We start from the raw sequence: 19,237 nt of genomic DNA on the forward strand, positions 1-19,237 counted from the left end.
GATGCGGATTGCCGTCATCGGCTCGGGCATCGCCGGGCTGGCCAGTGCCTGGCTGCTGTCACACGCACACGACGTGGTGCTGTTTGAAGCCAACGATTACCTCGGCGGGCACACCCACACCCACGACATCACCCTGGGCGGACGCACCTACGCGGTGGACACCGGCTTCATCGTCCACAACCCGGAGCACTACCCGCTGCTGACCCGGCTGTTCCAGACCTTGGGTGTGGAAACCCAGCCCACCACCATGAGCTTTTCGGTGCACAACGGCCGCAGCGGGCTGGAATACAACGCCACCTCGCTGGATGCGCTGTTCTGCCAGCGCCGCAACCTGGTCTCGCCACGCTTCCTGGGCATGGTGCGCGACCTGTTCCGTTTCTACCGCCAGGCTCACAGCCTGCTCCAGGGCGAGGGCCCCGGCCCCGGCCTAGGCGAGTGGCTGCAGGCCAATGGCTATGGCGAGGCCTTCCGTGACGATCACCTGGTGCCGATGGCCTCGGCGCTGTGGTCTTCGCCGCCGGAGCAGATCCTGCAGTTCCCGGCGCGCTATCTGGTCCAGTTCATGGCCAACCACCAGATGCTGCAGGTCAGCGACCGCCCGCAGTGGCGGGTGGTACGCGGCGGCTCGGCACGCTATGTCGACGCGCTGCGTGCACGCTGGCAGGTGGAAGAACGCCTGGCCTGCCCGGTGCAGGCGGTGCACCGCGACGGTGACGGCGTGCGCGTGGACAGCGCGGCCGGCAGCGAGCGCTTTGACCAAGTCGTACTGGCCTGCCACAGCGACCAGGCGCTGGCCCTGCTGGCCGATGCCAGTGGCGACGAGCAGGCGGTGCTCGGCGCGATCGGCTACCAGCCCAACGAGGTGGTGCTGCATACCGATGCCTCGCTGCTGCCGCGCCAGCGCAAGGCATGGGCGGCGTGGAACGCGTTCGTGCCCGGCACCCCGGATGCGCCGTGCACGGTGAGCTACTGCATGAACCTGCTGCAGGGCATCGACGCGCCCGAGCCGCTGGTGGTCACCCTCAACCGCAGCGAGGCGATCGACCCGGCCAAGGTGCTGCGCCGGCTCAACTACCACCATCCGGTCTATACCCCGCAGTCGGTGGCCGCGCAGCAGCAGCGCGGACAGATCCAGGGCGTGAACCGCACCTGGTTTGCCGGCGCCTACTGGGGCTGGGGCTTCCATGAAGACGGCATGCGCAGCGCGGTCGAAGTGGCCAGCGCGCTGGGCGAGGACTGGCCCGCTGGCCCCGCCGGGCACGGCGCATGAGCGGCCCACTGCACAGCGCGGTCTACGAGGGGGTGGTGCATCACCACCGCCACCACCCGCGCGTGCACGCCTTCGGCTACCGGATGGCCCAGCTCTACCTGGACCTGGACGAACTGGAGCAGGTGTTTGCCGGGCGCTGGCTGTGGTCGGTCGGCCGCCGCAACCTGGCCCGCTTCGAGCGCGCCGATTTCCTCGGCCCGGCCACCCGGCCGCTGAAGGAGGCGGTCAAGGACCGGGTCCAGGCCGCCACCGGCCAGCGCCCGGACGGCCCGGTGCGCCTGCTCACCCACCTGCGCTATGCCGGGCTGAGCTTCAACCCGGTCAGCTTCTACTACTGCTTCCAGGCCGACGGCCAGACCCTGCACAGCATCGTGGCCGAGATCACCAACACCCCGTGGCGCGAGCGCCATGCCTACGTGCTGCCGCTGGCCGAGGCCAGCCAGCAGGGCCGGCTGCTGCGCTGGGAGTTCGACAAGACCTTCCACGTCTCCCCGTTCATGGGCATGCAGCGCGGCTACGACTGGCGCTTCAGCCTGCCCGACGAACACCTGCTGGTGCAGATGGCGGTGTCCGAGGGCGACCGGCGCGAGTTCGATGCCCGGCTCTCCTTGCGCCGGCTGCCGTTGACCGGCGGCTCGCTGGCGCGGGTGCTGTGGCGCTACCCGCTGATGACCACCCAGGTGGTGGTCGCGATCTACTGGCATGCGCTGCGCCTGTGGCTCAAGCGCACCCCCTTCCACACCCATCCCCGAGTTTCCGGAGACACCCCTTGAACAGCATCGTGCAGACCGGCACCGCGCCCCGCTTCGGCGCCCTCGACCGCTTCCTGCGCCAGCGCATGCACCAGCAGCTGGCCGGCTTCGGCCACGGCCAGCTGGTGATCCAGGACACACTGGGAACGCTGCAGGTCGGCCAGGCCGACAGCGGCCCAAGCATCACCCTGCAGATCCACGACCCGGGCTTCTACCGTGCACTGGCCACACACGGCAGCGTCGGCGCCGGCCAGGCCTACATGGACGGGCTGTGGCAGTGCAGCGACCTGGTCGGGCTGATCCAGCTGCTGGTGCGCAACCGCGACCTGCTCGACGGCATGGAAACCGGCAGCGCGCGCCTGGGCGGGCTGGCGATGAAGGCCCTGCATGCGCTGCGCCGCAATACCCGGGAAGGCAGCCGGCGCAACATCGCCGCCCACTACGACCTGGGCAACGAGTTCTTCGGCCTCTTCCTGTCGCCGGACCTGATGTACTCCTCGGCCTGCTGGGAAGGCGCCGAGGACACGCTGGAAGCGGCCTCGACCCGCAAGCTGGACCTGATCTGCCGCAAGCTGAAGCTCGGGCCGAATGACCATGTGCTGGAGATCGGCACCGGCTGGGGGGGCTTTGCCCTGCATGCGGCACGCCACTACGGCTGCCGGGTCACCACTACCACCATCTCGCGCGAACAGCACGACCTAGCCGCCCAGCGCATCGCCGAGGCCGGGCTGGGCGCGCGCATCACCCTGCTGCAGTCGGACTACCGCGACCTCACCGGCCAGTACGACAAGCTGGTCTCGATCGAGATGATCGAGGCGGTCGGCGCCGATTTCCAGGACAGCTACTTCGGCCAGATCGGCCGCCTGCTCAAGCCCGACGGCCTGGCCCTGGTGCAGGCGATCACCATCGAGGACCACCGCTACGAGCAGGCGCTGAAGTCGGTGGACTTCATCAAGCGCCACGTGTTCCCGGGCTGTTTCATTCCTTCCGTCAACGCGATGCTGGCCTCCAAGACCCGCAGCAGCGACCTGGCGCTGATCGCGCTGGAGGATTTCGGCCTGTCCTACGCCCGCACCCTGCAGGCCTGGCGCGAGCGCTTCCTGGCCCAGCTGCCGGCGGTGCGCGCGCAGGGCTTTGACGAGCGTTTCATCCGGCTGTGGGAGTTCTACCTGGCTTACTGCGAGGGTGGCTTCCGCGAGCGTTCGATCGGCGTGTCGCACCTGGTGATGGCCAAGCCGGGCTGGCGCCCGGCCGCGGTGGAGCCGGCATGAACAACCTGGCCATCCTGCTGGTTTACCAAGCCACCTGGTTTGCCGCGGTGATCGGCGCCGGGCACGGGCTGTGGTGGCCGGGCGTGCTGTGCGCGGTGCTGTTCGCGCTGTGGCGGCTGGCGGTCTCGCCGCAGCGTGCGCTGGAGACCCGGCTGGTGCTGGCGGCGCTGGCCATCGGCCTGGTGCTGGAAAACCTGTGGACCGGCAGCGGCCTGCTGACCTATGCCGCGCCTTGGCCGTGGGCCGGCTCGCCGGCCTGGATCCTGGCGCTGTGGCTGGCCTTCGCGCTGGTGATCGTGCCGCTGCTGGGCTACCTGCACCGGCGGCTGTGGCTGGCCGCGCTGCTGGGCGCCATCGGCGGCCCGCTGGCCTACCTGGGCGCAGCACGTGGCTGGCAGGCGGTGCAGTTCAGCGAGCCGGACTGGCACGGCCTGCTCGCGCTGGGCGCCGGCTGGGCGCTGGCGATGCCACTGCTGGCGGCACTGGCCGCACGTGGCCTGGCACCTGATCAATCCGGAGGACCGACCCGATGAATCTTGCTACCCAACTGCTCTTGATCTGGGCCTTTGCCGTCGTGCTGATGTTGCTGGGCTGGCAATGGCAGCGCCGGCGCAGCAATGCCGGCATCGTCGATGTGCTGTGGGCCTTCGGCCTGGCCTGCTCGGCCCTGTGGCTGGCGTTGAGCGGCAGCGGCGCCTGGACCGCGCGCGCCCTGGTCGGTGGCCTGGCCGCTGCCTGGGGCCTGCGCCTGGCCTGGCACCTGTGGCGGCGTGTGCGCAGCGAGGCCGAGGACGGCCGTTACCTGGCCCTGCGCCAGTACTGGCACGGCGACCAGCGCAAGTTCCTGGCCTTCTTCCAGTTCCAAGCCCTGCTGGTGGTGCTGTTCTCGCTGCCGCTGGCCGCCGTGGTCGCCCACCCGGACCCGTCACCGCTGCAGCTGGCCGGCGCCGCTGCGCTGTGGCTGGTCTCGGTACTGGGCGAATCACTGGCCGATGCCCAGCTGGCCCGTTTCCGCGCCAATCCGGCCAACCGCGGCCGCACTTGTGACCGTGGCCTGTGGCGCTACTCGCGCCACCCGAACTACTTCTTCGAATGGCTGCACTGGTGCGCCTGGGCCGTGGCCGCGCTCGGCGGACCGCTGGTCTGGCTCGGCCTGCTCGGCCCGGTCCTGATGTACCTGTTCCTGCGCTTCATCAGCGGCATCCCGTTCACCGAACAACAGGCCCTGCGCACGCGGGGCGACGACTACCGGGAGTACCAGCGGCGCACGCCGATGTTCTTCCCCTGGTTCCCCAAACCCTGACCGTATTGCCGAGGACCGCGCCATGACCACCACCACCCTGGACCGCAACGAACTCTCGCCCGACCGGGCGGCCCCCGGCCTGCTCGGCCTGGCCGAACGTGGCCTGCTGCCCGATGCGCTGGTGCGCGCCGGCATCCGCCGCCTGTGCGAGCAGCGGCTGAGCGAGGAACTGGAGGGCGGCGTGGAGGCGCAGTCGCTGCGCCAGCGCCAGCGCCTGGAGGAGCTGCGCCAGAGCCCGCTGGCGATCGAGACCGAGGCAGCCAACAGCCAGCACTACGAGCTGCCGCCGGCCTTCTTCACCCACTGCCTGGGGCCGCGGCTGAAGTATTCGTGCTGCTACTACCCCAATGGCGACGAAACCCTGGCCCAGGCCGAGGAAGCGATGCTGGCGCTGTACTGCGAGCGCGCCGGGCTGGCCGATGGCCAGGACATCCTCGAGCTGGGCTGCGGCTGGGGTTCGCTGACCCTGTGGATGGCCGAGCACTACCCGAACGCGCGCATCACCGCGGTATCCAACTCCAACGGCCAGCGCGCCTTCATCGAGGCGCGTTGCCAGGAGCGCGGCCTGCACAACGTGCAGGTGCTCACCCGCGACGTGAACCACCTGGCCCTGCCCGAGGCCGCGTATGACCGCTGCGTCTCGGTGGAGATGTTCGAGCACATGCGCAACTACGACACCCTGCTTGGCCGCATCGCCAGCTGGCTGCGCCCGGGTGGCCAGCTGTTCGTGCACATCTTCGTGCACCGCACCCTGCTCTACCCGTTCGAGACCGCCGGTTCGGACAACTGGATGGGCCGCCACTTCTTCACCGGCGGGCTGATGCCCGCGGCCGATACCCTGCTGCACTTCCAGGACGCGCTGACGATCAAGCAGCAGTGGCTGGTCGAGGGCACCCACTACGAGCGCACCGCCAACCAGTGGCTGGAGCACCAGGATGCCAACCGCGAAGCGGTGATGACGATCCTGCGCCAGGCCTATGGCGAGGCTGCCGGGCTGTGGTTCCAGCGCTGGCGGATGTTCTGGATGGCCTGCGCTGAGCTGTTCGGGCATACCGACGGCCAGGAGTGGATGGTCTCGCACTACCTGTTCCAGCGCCGCTGAGTTCCGCGCCGGGATGACGTGGCGGGTATCGGCGTCTTCCAGCCACATACCCCGGGCACGCCGCCGTGACGCCTTGCGGCGGCCCACCGGATGGCCATCACCGACACCGCCGAACCGGACCGGCGGTGGGCCTAGCTGTAGGCCGCAGGCGCCACCGCACTGCGTATTTCACCGATCACCGCGGTGGGTTCTAGGGCTATCGCGTGTGTACGCCGCGTCAACGCCAACCCCGCAACTTCTATCCGATGGATTTTCCGGCTTCGATCGCGATTGGCGTGCATCCAAGCGTGTGCGTGCTGCGTATTGGAAGACGCATGACCCTGTGCACTTCCCTTTCAGCCTGGAGAGCCCCAATGAAGTCTGCCTTTGTCGTTCTCGCTGCCGGTCTGGCTGCATCCGTTACTGCCCACGCATCCGGCGTTGAAGCCGGCAAGTGGAGTTTTTCCGCCTTCGGTGGCGTTGACATGCCGACCAGCGGCGACGTGCACGGCGGTGCCACCGCGCCCGTGCCCGACCTCGGACCGCTCAACCCTGCGCTGGCAGGGGTCAGTGCCGAGCTGCGTATCCAGTCGCGCAGCCATGACCGCATCTATGGCCTGGCCGACACCTACGGCCTGGAAATGGGCTATGGCCTGAGCGACAGCGCCGAGCTGTTCGGACAGGTGCGTTACAGCTATGCCTCGCCCGGTCGCGTGCAGGTGGGCGGCGCCTTCGTGCCGGCGCTGGACACCGAGCTGCCGGTGTACGGCCGTTTCAGCGCCTACAAGAGCTACGGCGCCGAGTTCGGCTACCGCCGTTTCTTCATGCAGCCGGGCGCTGCGCGTCCTTTCCTTGCCGCCCGCATCGGCGCGACGCACACCGACGCCATCAACGCCTCGTTCGATATTCCGGATGCCGCCATTTCCATTCCGGATGCACGCTTCACCAAGAAGACCTGGTCCGCGTCCGGTGGTCTGGATGTGGGCGTGATCATTCCGGTCGGCGAGACCTTCAGCTTTACCGCGCAGGCCGGCGTTCGCTACGTCGACAAGCTCAGCGGTGATGACGCCGATATCGGTGGGCTCGGCCTGGGCAGCATCAACAACGATGCCAAGCGGATTTCGGTGCCGATGAGCGTCGCCGCCCGCTGGGACTTCTGATCCGGACGCTGTTTCAACGGCTGCACCGTTAACGCTGCCACGTGGTGCACGGACGGTGCGGTTGCCGATCGACAACAACCGCAGCCAAGGCTGCGTTTTCCCCCTGCCTCCGACCGGAGGCGATATCCATGAGGACTTGAACATGCGTATCCAGATCCAGCGTCTTGCCATCGCCGCCGGCCTCGCGCTCGCCGGTGCCACCGTTCCTTCCGCTTTCGCCGCCGGCAATCCGGCCACGGGTGGCGCAGCGATGGGTGCACAGAAGACCATCGTCGAGACCGCTTCCAACACCAGTGAACTCAGCACCCTGGTAGCTGCGTTGAAGGCCGCCGGGCTGGTGGACACGCTCGCCGGAAAGGGCCCGTTCACCGTGTTCGCTCCCACCAACGAGGCGTTCGCCAAGCTCCCGCAGGGCACGGTCGATACCCTGCTCAAGCCCGAAAACAAGGGCACGCTGACCGGCATCCTGACCTATCACGTGGTACCGGGCACGCACCCTTCCAGCCAGCTGGTCGCCGCCGCAAGCAGCCAGGGCGGCAGCAGCACCTTGAAGACGGTGCAGGGTGAGGAACTGACCGTCGAACTGAAAGACGGGAAAGTCTGGGTGGTAGATGCCAAGGGTGGCAAATCCGCGGTCACTACCGCCGATGTCATGCAGTCCAACGGCGTGGTGCACGTGGTCGACAGCGTGCTGATGCCGAAGTAAGCGCGTGGTCAACCGTGGCCTGCGACTGTCGCTGGCCACGGTTGCTGGATGCCGATCCCGGTGTCCTGCAGGGGCGAGGTTATCAGGCAGGAGATCGGACGCTGGCCGAGTAGCCGCACCGCGAAACCCGCTTGGACCTGTGCAACCCGTCGAAGACTGCAGCGTCTTTCGCAATCGCCCCCCGGTGCTGCATAAACAAAAACGCCCCAAGTCGTTGTCGACGAGGGGCGTTTTACATGCTTGGTGCCGAAGGTGGGACTCGAACCCACACGCTTTTAAGGGCGGCGGATTTTGAATCCGCTGCGTCTACCGATTCCGCCACTTCGGCTGGCTGGCCGGCGATTATAGCTGAGCTTTTCCGCTTGGGCAGCAAGATTTCACTTAAATCCTGAAAAATCTCCCGGTGACTCCTGCCTTGTCACCGTGCTGCCGCCCCGCTGTGGTGCGGGGACTGTCTGCGTGGGGAGACTCTCGGCGGCCAATCTGCTGCAATCAGCCACCGCGCCGGGCCCGGGCGAACGCATCGGCAAGCGCGTTGTTGGCAGGGGCGGAAGTGACGCCCGGACGACTTCCGGTGTTGCTTCCGCGGCCGGCTCCGCCGCGGTTGCCGTTATCGCGACGCGGGCCGGCGCCTTGCCCATCGCGGCGCGGCGCCCGCTCTTCAGGCCGGGCCGGGCCGGTGGCATCGTCCAGCCGGCGGGTCAACGCGATGCGTTTGCGCGGCACATCCACTTCCAGCACCTTGACCTTGACGATATCGCCGGCCTTGACCACATCGCGCGGATCTTTGACGAAGGTGTCCGACAGTGCGGAGATATGGATCAACCCATCCTGGTGCACGCCGATGTCGACGAATGCGCCAAACGCGGCGACATTGCTGACCACGCCTTCCAGAATCATGCCCTCACGCAGGTCCTTGATGTCTTCCACGCCCTCGGCAAAGCGCGCCGCCTTGAATTCCGGACGCGGATCGCGGCCGGGCTTTTCCAGTTCCCTGAGGATGTCGCGCACGGTTGGCACACCGAATTTGTCGTCGGTGAACTGCTCGGGTTTCAGGCTGCGCAGATAGCTGCCATCACCAAGCAGGGCCTTGATCGGCCGGTCAGCGGCGGAGACGATGCGCTCGACCACCGGATAGGCTTCCGGATGCACCGCCGACGCATCCAGCGGTTCATCACCATCGGCGATACGCAGGAATCCAGCGCACTGTTCGAACGTCTTGTCGCCCAGGCGCGGCACCTTGAGCAGTTCCTTGCGGCGCTTGAACGGGCCATTTTCGTCACGATGGCGCACGATATTTTCCGCCACGCTGGGCGACAGGCCCGACACACGCGACAGCAATGCCGCCGAGGCGGTGTTGACGAATACGCCCACGGCATTCACGCAGTCTTCCACCCGTGCATCCAGTGCCTTGGCCAGCCGGTACTGGTCCACGTCATGCTGGTACTGGCCCACGCCAATGGCCTTGGGCTCGATCTTGACCAGTTCGGCCAACGGATCCTGCAGGCGCCGGGCGATGGAAACGGCGCCGCGCAGCGACACGTCCAGCTCAGGGAACTCCTTGGCGGCGAACTCCGACGCCGAATAGACCGATGCACCGGCTTCGCTGACCACCACCTTCTGCAGTCTGGGATTGGCACAGGCCGCGATGACCTCACCCGCGAGCTTGTCGGTTTCGCGGCTGGCGGTACCGTTGCCGATCGCGATCAGCTCGACGTTGTGCTTGGCGCACAGGTGCTTGAGCGTCTGCAGCGACTGCTCCCACTGCCGGCGCGGCTCGTGCGGATAGATGGTCTCGGTCGCGACCAGCTTGCCGGTGGCATCGACCACGGCGATCTTGCAGCCGGTACGGATGCCGGGGTCAAGCCCCAGGACTGTCTTGGGTCCGGCCGGAGCGGCCAGCAGCAGATCCTTGAGGTTGTCACCGAACACCGCGATTGCTTCCGCTTCGGCCTTCTCGCGCGCCTGGTTGAACAGATCCAGCAGCAGGTGCATGTGCAGCTTGGCGCGCCAGGTCAGGCGACAGGCGTCGAGCAGCCAGCGATCGGCAGCCCGCCCCTTGTCGGCGATGCCGGCGTTGTAGGCCACGCGTCCTTCGGCGTACTGGTGCCCGGCTTCGGCATCGCCGCCCGGGTCCAGTTCGAGAAACAGGAATTCCTCGCGGCGCGCGCGGAACAGCGCCAGCAGGCGATGCGAGGGAATCTTCGCCAGCGATTCGGCATGGTCGAAGTAGTCACGGTATTTGGCGCCGTCGGCCTCCTTGCCCTCGACCACGCGGGCGCGGATGACGCCGGTTTCAGCCAGCCACTGGCGCAATTCACCGACCAGTGCCGCATCCTCGCCCCACCGTTCCATCAGGATGGCGCGTGCGCCTTCCAGCGCCGCCTTGGTATCGGCCACCCCCTTGTCGGCATCAACGAATCCAGCGGCGAAAACCTGTGGGTCCAGTGCAGGATCGGACAGCAGGCCATCGGCCAGTGGCTCCAGCCCGGCTTCGCGGGCGATCTGGGCACGGGTGCGGCGCTTGGGCTTGTACGGCAGATACAGGTCTTCCAGTCGGGACTTGGTATCGGCCCCGGCAATCTCGCTGCGCAACTCGTCGGTCAGCTTGCCTTGTTCCTGGATGCTGGCCAGCACCGCGGCACGACGATCCTCCAGCTCGCGCAGATAGGTCAGGCGTACTTCCAGATTGCGCAGCTGTGTGTCATCCAGGCCACCGGTAGCTTCCTTGCGGTAGCGCGCGATGAACGGAACGCTCGCCCCCTCGTCCAGCAGGGCGATGGCGGCCTTGGCCTGTGACGGATCTGCGCCGATCTCGGCAGCGATGGTCTGCGCAATGTGCTGCGCGAGCTTGATGTCTTGCATTGCTTGATGCGGAAACCACGATGACAGGTGAGCCATTCTGGCAACGCATGGCTGTCAGCGGAAGCCGTTGACAGCAGGCTCCGGACCTGTTGCCCGGCGCGCGGCAAGCTCACTCACCCCAGGTACTGGCTCAGCCGTTGGATGGCGATTTCGTCGCGCAGATCCTCCAGCACCATCACACGCACCCGCCCTCTACCGTTCACATCCATCATCCGCTCCACATAGAACTCCGGACCTTGCTCCGTGTCCGCGCGGGTCTTGCTGAAACCGTAGGGCACCACGCCCTTGTCGCCATCCTTGCTGCCACCGATATAAAGAACAACCGCCATGGTGGTTGGTACTCCTCCAGAAACCAGAACCCAGCCACCTTACTCGGCGGCACGTTAGAAGGATGTACAGATCGCGTTGACGCTTCATGACCGTGGTGTTGCCGTATCAAAACAGGGCGAACCTTCACATAAGTTCAGTGACGCCCCGGCCACCAGCCGCGGCCGCTGAGTGCATAGCGATCCGCCGCACGTTCGAAAGGATTGCGCACACTGACACCACCGCAAAGCAGATAGAGCGGCAGGAACAGCGGCCCCAGCACCATGTACTGGAATACATGTGCACGTTCATGGTCTCCCAGTCGCACGCGGGGATGCTCGCAGTGTCCGGCCCGATGTTCATAGGTCGCGCACAGCCCGTCGAGATTGTCACCGGTATGCAGGATCACCATGCCGAAGGTGATTGCACCCCCCGGCCCCCAGGGCCAGTGGCTGAACACCAGTGCACAGTCGCGCGGACTCCAGTAGGCGCGCGCGCCGGCAACGCATCCGGCCAGGCCCGCAGCCAGGCCGAGAAGGGAATTAGGGAGCGTCCACAACGCGCCAAGCCCCTGCAAGGCACGCAATCCCCACCGCAAGGACGGCGTGTGACCGGTCATCACGCCCTCGCCCCGCAATCACCGCGCGCCCGAATGCCGGCCATCAGGGTGACGGTGCGCGCAACTGCCGCAGCGTGTGCTGGAACCATGCCGCCGCGTCCTGCTCGGGAGCATCCGGACACGCAACCCGGTAAGGCCGGCCACTCAGGCTGCTGCGGCTGGCCGCGCGTTCGATGAACTGCTCGCTACTGCCCACCAGGTCACGTTTGAGCAGGTAGTCGTATTTGCGCTGCAGATGCGCGCGTGCCTCGCCGGGGCCATACCAGCTGCCATTGCGTTGGAAGCGGCAGCCGGAATTTTCCAGCGCCTGCATCAGTCCTGCGATTTCGCGTTGCGTGGTTGCAGTGGGGGCGGCCTGCGCGCGCATTGGCGTGGCCATCAGGACCGCGCATATCCACAGCACCGTCCAACGGTTCATGCGCGTTCGCTCAGCCATTGATGGATCGCGCCAGGAACCTCGCGTTGTGCCCGGCCTGACACATAGATGCCGATATGCCCCCCGCGAAACCCCAGTTCCGTGTAGTCGCGGCTACCCACCCGATCCCGCATCGCCCGTGATGCGGCGGGCGGCACCAGATGGTCCTGCTCGGCATAGATGTTCAGCAACGGCATCTGCAGCTGGGCCAGGTCCACCGCTTCCTCGCCGATGAGGATGCTTCCTTCCATCAATCCATTGGCCTGGTAGAACTGTTTGACGAACTGGCGGAACGCTTCGCCGGCAAGGTCCGGTGAATCGAAGATCCATTTTTCCATGCGCAGGAAATCCTCCAGCGCCTGCTTGTCGTCCAGGATGTCCATCAGCCCCACGTACTTCTGCACGTTCAGGCGGAAGGGCTTGAGCATCAGGTAGCTGGCATTCATCAGATCTGCCGGGATGTTGCCCAGCGTATCGACGAAAAGATCCACATCCACGTGGCGCGCCCAATGCGACAGCATGTTGTCGGGCGTATGGAAATCCACCGGCGTCACCATCGTGATCAGATTGCGCACTTTGTGCGGCCGCAGCGCGCTGTAACACAGCGAGAACACGCCACCCTGACAGATGCCGAGCAGGTTCACCGGCGCGCCGCGCTGCTGCGCGCGAAGGTGATCCACCGCGCCGTCGATGTAGCGCAGCAGGTAATCTTCTAAGGTGAGAAAACGTTCGGAGCGGTCCGGGTACCCCCAGTCCAGCACATAGACGTCCTGCCCCAAGGCGAGCAGCTTCTGCACCAGCGAACGGCCATCCTGCAGATCGACCATGTACGGGCGATTGACCAGGGCATAGACGATCAGCAGCGGGGGCAGGTCCCCTTTGGGGTGTTCTCCCAGGAACCGGTACAGTTTGACCTTGCCGTCACTCCATACTTCCTGGCGCTCGGTGACACCGTAATTGACGTCTTCCACCTGTGGCAGCAGCTTCAGGCCATCCAGCAGTTTGCGCTGCCATTGCAGGGTCTCCTGCAGCAGGTCATCGCTGCCAAATCCCAGTGGCCCTTTCATGCCTTGCCCTCACCGCGGGCCGGCGGCTGTTTCCTGGTCGCGCCCACCTTCTCCCGCGGTTTGGCCTGCGGCGATTCGACCTTTGCCGGCGTTGCTTTTGCTGCCGCTTTTTTGGAGGCTTTCGGGGCTTTCGGTGCGGCCTTCGCTGCGGATGTGCTGCGCGATCGGGCTGCCGGTGCCACCGAAGCCGGGGCCTCAGTGGTACGCGCGGTTGCCTCCAGCAAACGCCGGAGCTGGCGCTCCAGCTCGGTGATGCGGCGGTGCGCGGTATCCATCTCGCTGCGCGTGGGCACGCCCATCGCCTCGCAGGCGCGCTCAAGTTCGCTTTGCGATGCCGCACGCAGGCGCATTTGCGCGTTGGCCAGTTCCCCGTAAATACGCTGGAACTCTTCCGACAGCGCCATTTTTGCGTACGCGTCCTCGGCGGCATCGATCCACAGATCGAACATCGCCCGGGCGCTGGTCAGCTGGCTTCCGGAAGATTCGTGCTCGGCGAGCTTGGCCTCGAAGCGCTTGAATGCGTCGTCCAGAACCGTGCGGATCAAATCGATATAAGCCTCGGCCCGCGCCTGATAGTCCTGCTGGATTTTCAGCAGCGCCTGCCAGCGCGCCTGGTGCTCGCGGGCCGGGCCGAACAAGGGAGAATTGAGCCATTCGCCACCGAAGCCGGTTTGCGCCGCGCGCGCGAACTCGCGAACCCATGGCTGGTCGTTGAGTGCGCTGCCTCCCCGGGCGGCCTCCAGCATCCAGCGCAGCAGATCATCGCCCTGCCCTTGCACCGCGTCGCGCCAGGCGCCAGCCACCTCGGCGGCACTGGTATCACGGCCGGCGAAGCGTGCCGCCACCTGCTGCATCGCCGCCAGCCAGTCACCAGCCTGGTGCTGGAAACGCGCACCCAGTTCCTGGACCTCCGCCGGAGTGTCAGTGGTAACCAGCCGGGTCCACTGCTCGATGCTTTCGCGCCACGGGAAGTCGGCGGTGGCTGCGGCGCCCTGGCCCTGCATGGCCTGGGTCCAGGCCTCCCAATGGCGGCGCATACCCTCCTCGAAACCCTTGCTGTCGTTGTTGCCTGGCGCTGCCATCGATCCACTCCCGGAGTATCCGGGGATCATAACAATGCCACCCGGCGGCCGTGTCAGGGCTTGGGGATACGCAGTGTCTTGCTGATCATCAGCGAACCCGACAGCGCGAACAGCAGCACCAGAGGATGCAGCTGCCACGGCCCCAGCTGCCAGCTGCCGCCCCAGAGCGCCGGGCCGATGGCCTGGAAGTGCGCGGCAACCGCCAGCAAGATCACCAGAGCCAGACTGGTGGGAATCGGCGTACCTTCGAAATAAGGGACCTTGTCCGAATCCCCGGACAAGGCCTCGGCGGTGACGTTGTAGCGGGCCAGCCGGCTGACACCGCAACAGACGAAATAGCTCAGCACCATCCAGTCCCAGCCGCCCTGCATGCCGCAGGCATAAGCCAGTGCGGCCGGTGCGACGCCGAAGGAGATGACATCAGCCAGCGAATCCAGTTCGCGCCCGAGCGTGGACGAGGACTGGCGCCAGCGGGCCACGCGTCCATCCAAGGCGTCGAAGATGAAAGCCAGCGGAATCAGCGCCATGCCGAACATCAAAAAGCCACGCTGCCCGTCCTGCAAGAAGCGCATCGCGGCGAACACCGCGCCAGTGCCGCAGAAGGCATTGCCGAGCGTGAACCAATCGGCGAGCTGGAATTCACGGAGCATCGAAAAGTGGCGCTTCATATCGGATCTTTTGGCCGGAACCGCATCAGCCTAACGCGAATTTCGCGAATTTCGCGAATGCGCGCTTCGCTATTTGCACGAACAGTCGTCATGGACCGCGGCGCTGCCACTCAAAGCCGGGTGTAGTTCCATGACTGCATACGTCCATCGCGGTAGGGCATCACGCCATGGAATGGGCGCGGGTCAGTATCGAACACCAGTGGCAGGAAGTGGCGGTCGCCCTCCCACAGCGGCAGCGATTCGAGCTGGTCGACCGGCACCCATTCCAGCGTGCCTTCCGGATTGGCGTCCAGCGGCGTACCGGTGTAATCGTCGATGACGAAAATGAAAGCAAACCAGTCCTCACCCTGCTTGCCGAAGCCCGGCCAGCTGATGGTCCCGCGCAGGCGCGTGGTGCCGCACTCGATACCCGCTTCCTCGCGGATCTCACGGTGCATGCAGGCCAGGATGTCCTCATCAGGCTCCATCTTGCCGCCCAGCCCGTTGTACTTGCCCAGGTGGATGTCGCCGGGGCGCGTGTTGCGATGGATCATCAATGCCTGGCGGCCATCTGCCGACAGCACATAACCAAGCGTGGCGAGAATCGGGGTGTAAGGCATCAGCAGAGTCACGACCGGCAGGGTCGACCATTATGACCGATCCACTCCCGCGACTCAGCGGTGCTGCAGAGCGTGGCTGGATCGCGCGCCGCGTGCGGGGTGCCGGGGAAGCATTGCAACGTCGCCACCCCATGACCGCGCTCGGCCAGGTACTCCAGCCATTTGCCCAGAAAGGTGTTCATGCGCAGGCGATGGCTGATCAGCTCATCGGCTGGCGGATACATCCCCATCACGTCCTGCCAGCGACGGCCAACATAGCAATGCGTGGTCTCGGCCTGGCGCGCGTCCCGATACAGCCGCAGATAGGCCGAAGGATCGGGCTCGCCGGTCAGCGGGTCGCAGATGTCATAGGTCATGCGCAGCTCGACCGTATAGCGGTGGCACTCGATGACATCCAGCCGCACATCCAGCCCATCGCCAATGGATGACACATGGCAGCCGGGCTGCAGGTGATCCGGTGCAAACAGGCGCATCAGGTGGACATAGTTTTCCGCATACAGCCCCATCAGCCAGCCAAGACGGCTCAGCTTGGGAATGCGGTCGATGCGGGACAGTGCGCGGGTCATGTTTCGATCCTACACGCTGTGCCGCGAACCGGGCAGCATGGCGCTGCCCGGCGGGGGCTTCAGAACATTTCCCGTTGCAGTCCCAGCGTGCCCAGCACTTTGCTGGAGATTTCCTCGATCGAGGTATGGGTGGTGCTCAACGTCGGAATCCGTTCGGCGCGGAACATCTTCTCGGCCATGGCGACCTCGCGTTTGCACGTCTCCGCACTGGCATACCGCGAATTGGGCCGGCGCTCCTGGCGGATCTGCTGCAGCCGTTCCGGATCGATGGTCAGGCCGAACAACTTGCTGCGATAAGGACGCAGCCGCGGTGGCAGCCGGTCATGCTCCAGATCCTCGTCGGTCAACGGGTAGTTCGCCGCCCGGATGCCGTAGTGCATTGCCAGATAGATGCAGGTCGGCGTCTTGCCGGCGCGCGATACCGCCACCAGGATCACGTCGGCCTCATCGTAGTTCACCGCGATGCCATCGTCGTGGCTGAGCGCGTAGTTCATCGCGTTGATACGCCGGTGGTAGGTGTCGAAATCGACCATGCCGTGCGCCTGTCCCACCCGCGAATGGCGGGTGGCGTCGAGCTCGCTTTCCAGCAGGCCGATAAAGGGCGCAAACACATCCAGCACCAGCGCGCCGCTCTCGTTCAGGATCGCGCCGAGGTCGGAATCCACGCAGGAACTGATCACGATCGGCCGCACCTGGTAGCGCTCTCCCGCGGCCCGGATGCGCGCGGCGGCGTCGTGCGCCTTGTCGACATCGTCGACGAACGACATGCGATCCGTGACGAAACTGAAGCCTGTGAACTGGGTCAACAGACTGTGCCCCACCGTCTCGGCGGTGATGCCGGTGCCGTCGGAAACATAGAAAACCGGCCGAATCGCCGCCATATCCGCTCCTCAAAGTTGTGATGATGACCCCGGGTCAGGCCGGCAGCCATCGCCTGTCCCGGAAAAGACAAGCACAAGACAAAGCGCTGTCACAAGCTTGTGCCGCCCAGGTGTGCGCTGCATCATATTGGCTTCTTCCTACGGACGTGGCCATCCAAGCCCGCCTCGGGCGATGGCCTCAACGGAGCATCGCGCTTGAACGAGAATATCCTGTGGTTGCATGAGCTGCGCCTGGCCGACCTGGCCCGCGTGGGTGGCAAGAATTCCTCGCTCGGCGAGATGATCGGCAACCTGGCCGGCTTGGGTGTCTCGGTGCCCGGTGGTTATGCCACGACGTCCGAAGCGTTCAAGGACTTCATCGCCCATAACGACCTGTCCAAGCGCATCTTCGACAAGCTGGCAACGCTGGACGTCGAGGATGTCAATGCGCTGACCGCCGCCGGCAAGGAGATCCGCGGCTGGGTCATCGATGCCCCGCTGCAGCCGCAGCTGGACACCGACATCCGCGACGCCTACGCCAAACTGTGCGCCGACAACGGCGGCGGTGAGGTGGCCGTGGCCGTGCGCTCCTCGGCCACCGCCGAAGACCTGCCCGACGCGTCCTTCGCCGGCCAACAGGAAACCTTCCTGAACGTGACCGGGGCCGACGACGTCGTGCACAAGGTCAAGGAAGTGTTCGCCTCGCTGTACAACGACCGCGCCATCGCCTACCGCGTCCACCACGGCTTCAAGCACGAGGACGTGTTCCTCTCCGCCGGTGTGCAGCTGATGGTGCGCTCGGGCGTTGGCGCTTCCGGCGTGCTGTTCACCCTGGACACCGAGTCCGGTTTCCGTGACGTGGTGTTTGTGACCTCGTCCTTCGGTCTGGGTGAAATGGTCGTGCAAGGCGCGGTCAACCCGGACGAGTTCTACGTCTACAAGCCCACCCTGACGGCCGGCAAGCCGGCGATCCTGCGCCGCTCGCTGGGCTCCAAGGCCATCCGCATGGTTTATTCGGACGTCCCGGGCGAGCGCGTCAAGATCGAGGACACCCCGGCCGAACTGCGCGGCACGTTCTCGATCAGCGATGAAGATGTCCAGGAGCTGTCCAAGCAGGCACTGGTCATCGAAAAGCACTACGGCCGCCCGATGGATATCGAGTGGGCCAAGGACGGGGTATCCGGCAAGCTGTTCATCGTCCAGGCCCGCCCGGAAACCGTGAAATCGCGTGCCAAGGCCACCCAGATGGAGCGTTATGCGCTGCAGGCCAAGGGTGAGGTGATTGCTGAAGGCCGTGCCATCGGCCAGAAGATCGGCGCCGGCGTCGCCCGCGTGGTCCGTTCGCTGGATGACATGAACCGCGTGCAGCCCGGCGACGTACTGGTCGCCGACATGACCGACCCCGACTGGGAGCCGGTGATGAAGCGCGCCTCGGCCATCGTCACCAACCGCGGCGGCCGCACCTGCCATGCGGCGATCATCGCCCGCGAGCTGGGCGTTCCGGCCGTGGTCGGGACCGGCAATGCGCTGAGCCTGATCCAGGACGGCCAGGAAGTGACGGTGAGCTGCGCCGAAGGCGATACCGGCTTCATCTACGCCGGCAAGCTGGCCTTCGAGCGCACCACCACCGACCTTGAGAACATGCCGCCGGCACCGCTCAAGATCATGATGAACGTGGCCAACCCGGAACGGGCCTTCGACTTCGGTCAGCTGCCCAATGCCGGCATCGGCCTGGCCCGCCTGGAAATGATCATCGCCAGCCACATCGGCATCCACCCGAATGCGCTGCTGGAATACGACCGTCAGGATGCGGCCACCCGCAAGAAGATCGACGAGAAGATTGCCGGCTACAAGGATCCGGTGAGCTTCTATGTGGACCGCCTGGCCGAGGGTATCGCTACCCTCACCGCCTCGGTCGCACCGAATCCAGTGATCGTGCGCCTGTCGGACTTCAAGTCCAACGAGTACGCCAACCTGATCGGCGGCAGCAACTACGAGCCGCACGAAGAGAACCCGATGATCGGCTTCCGCGGCGCCAGCCGCTACGTCGACCCGAGCTTCTCCAAGGCCTTCGCGCTGGAATGCCAGGCCGTGTTGCGCGTGCGCAACGAGATGGGCCTGGAGAACCTGTGGGTGATGATCCCGTTCGTGCGCACCCTGGAAGAAGGCCGCAAGGTGGTGGAAGTGCTCGCCGCCAATGGCCTGAAGCAGGGCGAGAACGGCCTGAAGATCATCATGATGTGCGAAGTGCCGTCCAACGCGCTGCTGGCCGATGAATTCCTGGAGATCTTCGACGGCTTCTCGATCGGCTCCAATGACCTGACCCAGCTCACCCTGGGCCTGGACCGCGATTCCTCGATCGTCGCCCACCTGTTCGACGAGCGGAACCCGGCGGTCAAGAAGCTGCTGTCGATGGCCATCAAGAGCGCACGCGCCAAGGGCAAGTACGTCGGCATCTGCGGCCAGGGGCCGTCCGACCATCCGGATCTGGCCGAATGGCTGATGCAGGAAGGCATCGAGTCGGTGTCGCTGAACCCGGACACGGTGGTCGACACCTGGTTGCGCCTGGCCAAGCTCAAGGCCAACAGCTGACCTCCCCGGCCCTGACAGACAAAACCCCGCTCCGGCGGGGTTTTGTTTTGGCCTG

19 protein-coding genes and 1 tRNA gene are annotated in these 19,237 nt (G+C 65.7%); 9 read left to right on the forward strand and 11 right to left on the reverse strand.

All coding sequences use genetic code 11. From position 1 onward, the window contains the following. Position 1 precedes the first annotated feature (1 nt). The 8 genes from ACVOMC_RS10465 to ACVOMC_RS10500 all read left to right on the forward strand — a co-directional run bounded on the left by ACVOMC_RS10465 (position 2) and on the right by ACVOMC_RS10500 (position 7,543). Positions 2-1,270, forward strand: a complete 1,269-nt coding sequence (locus tag ACVOMC_RS10465) for an NAD(P)/FAD-dependent oxidoreductase (RefSeq protein WP_481523883.1) — start codon at positions 2-4, stop codon at positions 1,268-1,270. Beyond that, positions 1,267-2,043, forward strand: coding sequence for a DUF1365 domain-containing protein (locus ACVOMC_RS10470; protein ID WP_481523884.1), 777 nt, complete (start codon positions 1,267-1,269; stop codon positions 2,041-2,043). The genes ACVOMC_RS10465 and ACVOMC_RS10470 overlap by 4 nt, the downstream gene beginning before the upstream one ends. Beyond that, the gene (locus ACVOMC_RS10475; protein WP_481523885.1) at positions 2,040-3,293 is read left to right on the forward strand and encodes a class I SAM-dependent methyltransferase; all 1,254 of its coding nucleotides are present in this window, start codon (positions 2,040-2,042) and stop codon (positions 3,291-3,293) included. The genes ACVOMC_RS10470 and ACVOMC_RS10475 overlap by 4 nt, the downstream gene beginning before the upstream one ends. Continuing rightward, on the forward strand, positions 3,290-3,826 hold the full coding sequence (locus ACVOMC_RS10480) for a DUF2878 domain-containing protein (RefSeq protein WP_481523886.1): 537 nt from the start codon (positions 3,290-3,292) through the stop codon (positions 3,824-3,826). Before ACVOMC_RS10475 ends, ACVOMC_RS10480 begins: the two co-directional genes overlap by 4 nt. Beyond that, positions 3,823-4,596, forward strand: a complete 774-nt coding sequence (locus ACVOMC_RS10485) for a DUF1295 domain-containing protein (RefSeq protein WP_481523887.1) — start codon at positions 3,823-3,825, stop codon at positions 4,594-4,596. Before ACVOMC_RS10480 ends, ACVOMC_RS10485 begins: the two co-directional genes overlap by 4 nt. A gap of 22 nt (positions 4,597-4,618) precedes the next feature. After that, positions 4,619-5,698 (forward strand): SAM-dependent methyltransferase, encoded by a 1,080-nt coding sequence (locus ACVOMC_RS10490; RefSeq protein WP_481523888.1) that lies wholly within the window; start codon positions 4,619-4,621, stop codon positions 5,696-5,698. Between the two features lie 353 nt (positions 5,699-6,051). Continuing rightward, the gene (locus ACVOMC_RS10495) at positions 6,052-6,837 is read left to right on the forward strand and encodes a hypothetical protein (RefSeq protein ID WP_481523889.1); all 786 of its coding nucleotides are present in this window, start codon (positions 6,052-6,054) and stop codon (positions 6,835-6,837) included. Between the two features lie 142 nt (positions 6,838-6,979). Beyond that, positions 6,980-7,543: a fasciclin domain-containing protein gene (locus tag ACVOMC_RS10500; protein WP_481523890.1), complete on the forward strand. Its 564-nt coding sequence runs from the start codon at positions 6,980-6,982 to the stop codon at positions 7,541-7,543. 241 nt (positions 7,544-7,784) lie between these two features. Here the strand turns inward: ACVOMC_RS10500 and ACVOMC_RS10505 are convergent. The 11 genes from ACVOMC_RS10505 to ppsR form a co-directional block, all read right to left on the reverse strand. Further along, positions 7,785-7,871, reverse strand: a tRNA-Leu gene (locus tag ACVOMC_RS10505). Positions 7,872-8,035: 164 nt separating this feature from the next. Further along, the gene (locus tag ACVOMC_RS10510; protein ID WP_481523891.1) at positions 8,036-10,408 is read right to left on the reverse strand and encodes a Tex family protein; all 2,373 of its coding nucleotides are present in this window, start codon (positions 10,406-10,408) and stop codon (positions 8,036-8,038) included. Between the two features lie 113 nt (positions 10,409-10,521). Then, positions 10,522-10,737: a hypothetical protein gene (locus ACVOMC_RS10515; protein ID WP_481523892.1), complete on the reverse strand. Its 216-nt coding sequence runs from the start codon at positions 10,735-10,737 to the stop codon at positions 10,522-10,524. A gap of 134 nt (positions 10,738-10,871) precedes the next feature. Further along, a complete protein-coding gene (locus ACVOMC_RS10520; protein WP_481523893.1) occupies positions 10,872-11,333 on the reverse strand; it encodes a hypothetical protein in 462 nt (153 codons plus the stop codon). A 43-nt stretch (positions 11,334-11,376) separates the two neighbouring features. Then, positions 11,377-11,751: a YfeK family protein gene (locus tag ACVOMC_RS10525; protein ID WP_481523894.1), complete on the reverse strand. Its 375-nt coding sequence runs from the start codon at positions 11,749-11,751 to the stop codon at positions 11,377-11,379. After that, entirely contained in the window at positions 11,748-12,815 is a 1,068-nt protein-coding gene (locus ACVOMC_RS10530) for a class III poly(R)-hydroxyalkanoic acid synthase subunit PhaC (RefSeq protein WP_481523895.1), read from the reverse strand. The genes ACVOMC_RS10525 and ACVOMC_RS10530 overlap by 4 nt, the downstream gene beginning before the upstream one ends. Next, positions 12,812-14,035, reverse strand: coding sequence for a class III poly(R)-hydroxyalkanoic acid synthase subunit PhaE (gene phaE / locus ACVOMC_RS10535; RefSeq protein ID WP_481523896.1), 1,224 nt, complete (start codon positions 14,033-14,035; stop codon positions 12,812-12,814). The genes ACVOMC_RS10530 and phaE overlap by 4 nt, the downstream gene beginning before the upstream one ends. After that, positions 13,951-14,565: a CDP-alcohol phosphatidyltransferase family protein gene (locus ACVOMC_RS10540; RefSeq protein WP_481523897.1), complete on the reverse strand. Its 615-nt coding sequence runs from the start codon at positions 14,563-14,565 to the stop codon at positions 13,951-13,953. Before ACVOMC_RS10540 ends, phaE begins: the two co-directional genes overlap by 85 nt. Positions 14,566-14,675: 110 nt before the next feature. Continuing rightward, entirely contained in the window at positions 14,676-15,164 is a 489-nt protein-coding gene (locus ACVOMC_RS10545; RefSeq protein ID WP_481523898.1) for an NUDIX hydrolase, read from the reverse strand. Positions 15,165-15,172: 8 nt separating this feature from the next. Beyond that, complete coding sequence (locus ACVOMC_RS10550; RefSeq protein ID WP_481523899.1) at positions 15,173-15,730, reverse strand: DUF1249 domain-containing protein; 558 nt, start codon at positions 15,728-15,730, stop codon at positions 15,173-15,175. 59 nt (positions 15,731-15,789) lie between these two features. Further along, entirely contained in the window at positions 15,790-16,611 is an 822-nt protein-coding gene (gene ppsR / locus ACVOMC_RS10555; RefSeq protein WP_054657634.1) for a posphoenolpyruvate synthetase regulatory kinase/phosphorylase PpsR, read from the reverse strand. A 195-nt stretch (positions 16,612-16,806) separates the two neighbouring features. On the opposite strand from ppsR, the gene ppsA reads away from it, so the two are divergent. Continuing rightward, a complete protein-coding gene (gene ppsA, locus ACVOMC_RS10560) occupies positions 16,807-19,182 on the forward strand; it encodes a phosphoenolpyruvate synthase (RefSeq protein WP_481523900.1) in 2,376 nt (791 codons plus the stop codon). Positions 19,183-19,237 lie beyond the last annotated feature (55 nt).

The sequence above is a fragment of the Stenotrophomonas sp. STEN014 genome (assembly GCF_056760315.1).